Annotated in this window: 3 protein-coding genes; all 3 read left to right on the top strand. The window is 62.3% G+C overall.

Features of this window, described 5'->3' with window-relative positions; all coding sequences use genetic code 11:
• Positions 1-117 (top strand): DUF1302 family protein (locus tag JV201_RS24520; RefSeq protein ID WP_219407222.1); only part of this gene is annotated, 117 nt, incomplete at its 5' end.
• A gap of 43 nt (positions 118-160) precedes the next feature.
• Positions 161-1,525, top strand: coding sequence for a DUF1329 domain-containing protein (locus tag JV201_RS24515; protein WP_003216172.1), 1,365 nt, complete (start codon positions 161-163; stop codon positions 1,523-1,525).
• Between the two features lie 309 nt (positions 1,526-1,834).
• The coding region (locus tag JV201_RS24510) for a LuxR C-terminal-related transcriptional regulator (protein WP_219406146.1) at positions 1,835-4,557 on the top strand (2,723 nt) is incomplete at its 3' end.

Here is a 4,557-nt window from a genome sequence, read left to right as displayed (position 1 = left end):
GCCGAGTACCAGAACACTTACACCGCGAGCCTGGCCTACACCAACTTCTTTGGTGGCGACTACAGCACCGTGGACGACCGCGACTTTGTCGCCTTGAGCGTTGGCGTGAACTTCTAAGCACACTCTCTTTAAGCAGTATGTTTTAAGGAAGAACCAGAACATGAAAATAACTAAAAATCTGTTGCAGGTGGGTGTGCTGGGGCTGTCGATCATGGCGGGTAGCGTCATGGCGGCGGTCTCGGCGGATGAAGCCGCCAAGCTCGGCACGACCCTGACCCCGATGGGCGCCGAAATGGCCGGTAACGCGGCCGGCACCATCCCTAAATGGTCGCCGCTGCCAACCAACGCCGGCGCCGTGGATGCCCGTGGCTTCCTCGCCAACCCATACGCCAACGAACAACCGCAATTCACCATCACCGCGCAGAACGTCGAGCAGTACAAGGACAAGCTGGCACCGGGGCAGTACGCGATGTTCAAGCGCTACCCCGACACCTTCAAGATGCCGGTCTACCCGACCCATCGCGGCGCCACGGTGCCAGCTGATGTGTTCGCCGCCATCAAGAAAAACGCCACCAGCACCAACCTGGTGTCCGGCGGCAACGGCCTGGAAAACTTTGAAACCGCCGTACCGTTCCCGATTCCGAAAAGCGGCGTTGAAGTGATCTGGAACCACATCACCCGCTATCGCGGCGGCAGCGTGACCCGCCTGGTGACCCAGGCCACGCCGCAAACCAACGGCTCCTTCAGCCTGGTGTATTTCCGTGATCAGTTCGTGTTCCGCGACAAGATGAAGGACTACGACCCGAAAAACCCGGGCAACATCCTGTTCTACTTCAAGCAGCAAGTGACTGCGCCGGCACGTCTGGCCGGTGGTGTGCTGCTGGTGCACGAAACCCTCGACCAGGTGAAAGAGCCGCGTTCGGCGTGGGTCTACAACGCCGGCCAGCGTCGCGTGCGCCGGGCGCCGCAAGTATCGTATGACGGCCCGGGTACCGCCGCCGACGGCCTGCGTACCTCCGACAACCTCGACATGTTCAACGGTGCACCGGACCGCTACGACTGGAAACTGGAAGGCAAGAAGGAACTGTACATCGCCGAAAACAGCTACAAACTCGACGATCCGAAGCTCAAGTATGTCGACATCATCAAGGCCGGCCACATCAACCAGGACCTGGCTCGCTACGAGCTGCGCCGTGTGTGGCATGTGGTTGCAACCCTGAAGGAAGGCCAGCGCCACATTTATGCCAAGCGTGACTTCTTCATCGACGAAGACACCTGGCAAGCCGCGGTCATCGACCACTACGACGGTCGTGGCCAGCTGTGGCGCGTGGCTGAAGCCCATGCCGAGAACTACTACGACAAGCAAGTGCCGTGGTACGCCCTCGAAACCCTCTACGACCTGCAGTCCGGCCGCTACCTGGCACTGGGCATGAAGAACGAAGAGAAACAGGCCTATGACTTCGGCTTCACCGCCACCACCAGCGACTTCACCCCGGCGGCCCTGCGCCAGGATGGTGTTCGCTAACTTGCTGTAAACGAGGCCGCATCCTCGAAGAAGCCCCGACTGGTTCGGGGCTTTTTTTTGCGCGACCACTGTGGCGAGGGAGCTTGCTCCCGCAGGGATGCGTAGCAGCCCCAAAAACGGGAGCGCTGCGCACTCCGGCGGGAGCAAGCTCCCTCGCCACAGAGTGTCGGTCGTTACAGAAGAAGTCCGGATATTTTTTGTTGTAGTCTTTTTCAGACAAATGTTGCAAAGATCTACAAAGCTGCCGCTTTTACCGCTAGTCTGCGGACATCTGCAATGCCGACAACAGCCTTCTACAAGAGCCCGGCGATGACTGATCTGTCCCGAATTCAAGGGCCTGCCAGCGCGGTGATTCCGACCCTGGAAGGGCGCTTCTATCGACCCCCACTGCCTGACGGCTATGTGTTGCGACCGCGCCTGTGCGAACGGCTGAGTGAAGGTTTGGCCGGGCGTCTGTTGCTGGTCAGCGCCCCGGCCGGGTTCGGCAAGAGTTCGCTGGCGGTGGAGTTCTGCCAGAGCCTGCCGGCCCACTGGCAAAGCCTGTGGCTGGGGCTCAGTCCTCGCGATAATGACCCGGGACGTTTCCTTGAACGCCTGCTCGACGGCTTGCAGCAATACTTCCCGCAGTTGGGCGCCCAATCCCTGGGCCTGCTGAAAATGCGCCAGCGTCACCAACCCTTCGCCTTTGAAGAATGGCTCGACGGCCTGCTGGATGAACTGACGGTGCACCTGTCGACCCAGGCGCCGCTGTTGCTGGTGCTGGATGACTACCATCTGGCCCAGGGCCCGGTACTCGACCGCTGCCTGCAATTTTTCCTCAATCACCTGCCCGACGGCCTGCTGGTGCTGGTCACCAGCCGCCAGCGTCCCGACTGGCACCTGGCCCGACTGCGCCTGTCCCGGCATTTGCTGGAACTGCACGAGCAGGACCTGCGCCTGACTCACGGCGAATCCCTGGCGCTGCTGGATCGCCACAGCAGTTCATTGCGTGGTGAAGCCCTGGATAACCTGATCCGGCGCAGCGAAGGCTGGGTGGCCGGCCTGCGTTTCTGGCTGCTGGCGGCTTCCGAGGCCGGCAGCGAAGGTACGCTGCCCCAGGGTTTGCACGGCGGGGAAGGGCTGATCCGCGATTACCTGCTCGAAGAAGTCATCGACTGCCTGCCCTCGGAAGTCCAGGCGTTCCTCTACGACACCGCGTCCCAGGAGCGCTTTTGCAGCGAGCTGTGCGACGCCGTGCGCGAGGCCCACGACAGCACGGAAATCCTGCGCTACCTGCAAGCCCACCAGGTATTCCTGGTGCCGCTGGACGAGCAGGGCCATTGGTACCGTTATCACCATCTGTTTTCCGACCTGCTGCGCACCCGGCGCTCGAGCAATGCCGTGTTGCCGGCAGCCAGCCTGCACCTGCGGGCCTGCCGCTGGTTCAATGCCCAGGGCTTGATCGACGAGGCAGTGGAGCAGGCGCTGCGTGCGGGCCACCTGGATGTGGCGGCAAACCTGGTGCAGAACCTGTCCGAAGAGCAACTGCTGGCGGAGCAGAATGTCGGCATGCTGCTGCGCTGGAAAATGGACTTGCCCGACAGTTTGCTGATGAGTACGCCACGCCTGATCGTGCTCTACAGCTGGGCGTTGGGCCTGGCCTGCCAGCTGGATGCGGCGCAGGAACTGGCCAGCCACCTCAGCCGTTTTTTACCGGCCCCGTCGGCCACCGCGCAAAAGTCGATGCTGGCGCAATGGCTGGCCCTCAGCGGGATTATTGCCAGGGGCCGTGGTGATCGTGAGCTGACCCAGTCGTATTGCAGCGAGGCCCTGGAAAGCCTGCCGCACAAACGCTATGGCCAGCGGTTGATGTGCCTGTCGACCCTGTCCAACCTGGCCATTGTCGACGCCGACCTGTGGCGCGCCCGCGGCCTGAACCGCGAATCCCTGGAGTTGGCGCAGCGGGTCGGCAATCCATTGTTTGAAGCGCTGGCCCATTACGACCGAGCGCGTGTACTGCAGGCCCGTGGCGAGATCCTGCGGTCGCTGGATGAAGTGCGCCAGGGCCTGCAACGTTTGCAAGGCCTGGCGCCGCAACGCCTGTACGCAGTGCGCGCGCGCCTGGCGTTGTACGAAGGCTATTTGCTGCTGATGCGCTGCCAGCCTGAAGCCGGGCTCGCTCGGCTGCGTGCCGGATTGACGGAGGCGCGAGCCTGTCGGGATATCAGCGTGTTGATCGGCCACTGTGTGATCGCCAGCTTCGAAGGTCGCCGTGGCGACTTCTCCGTGGCCTTTGCCGAACTGGCCGAGGCCGAGCGCTTGATGCATATCTGGGACGTGCCGCCGATTTTCTATCTGGCGATGATCACCCTGGTCAAATGCGAGCTTTGGCTGGCTCAGGGCCGCACCGACCTGGCCGATGCCTGGCTGACGCGGCTGGGGCAAACCTACAACGGTGAACAGGCCGCTGCCGCACCGGAGTTCCACCCGCACCTGCCGCAACATATCGAGTTGCAACAGGCGGCACTCGACGCCATCCGTCATCAGCCGGCGGCTTCACTGCAACGGCTCGATGAACTGGCACGCCAGGCCCATAACAGCGGCCGGCAGATGATCAGCCTGATGGCGCTGACCCAGCAGGCACTGTTACTGCTGGACGGTGGCCAGGAAGCCCAGGCCCGCCCGGTGTTTGCCCGCGCGCTTGAAGCGGCTGCCGGTGGCGCGATGCAACCTTTCCAGCGCCTGTTGGAACGCTATCCCGAGTGGACGCGGGAGCAGCTGTCTCGGGATCCCCATGGACTGATGAACCAGGGCCTGCTGGCACTCTTGCCGGATGTTGCAGTAGTTGAAACCCCACACACACTGGAGACCCTGAGCACCCGTGAACTGGCGGTGCTGCACCTGATCGCACAGGGTTGTTCAAACCAGGAGATCAGCAATCAGCTGTTTATCTCCCTGCACACCGTGAAAACCCACGCCAGCCATATCAACAGCAAGCTCGGGGTGGAGCGGCGCACACAAGCGGTGGCGCGGGCGCAGGAGATGGGGTTGTT

It is taken from the genome of Pseudomonas sp. Colony2, from assembly GCF_019382755.1.
Lineage (GTDB): Bacteria > Pseudomonadota > Gammaproteobacteria > Pseudomonadales > Pseudomonadaceae > Aquipseudomonas.
This window is presented reverse-complemented; position numbering and strand designations above follow the sequence as displayed.

Coding starts and splice junctions, on each gene's coding strand:
- JV201_RS24515 (WP_003216172.1), top strand. CDS start 161: ATGAAAATAACTAAAAATCTGTTGCAGGTGGGTGTGCTGGGGCTGTCG.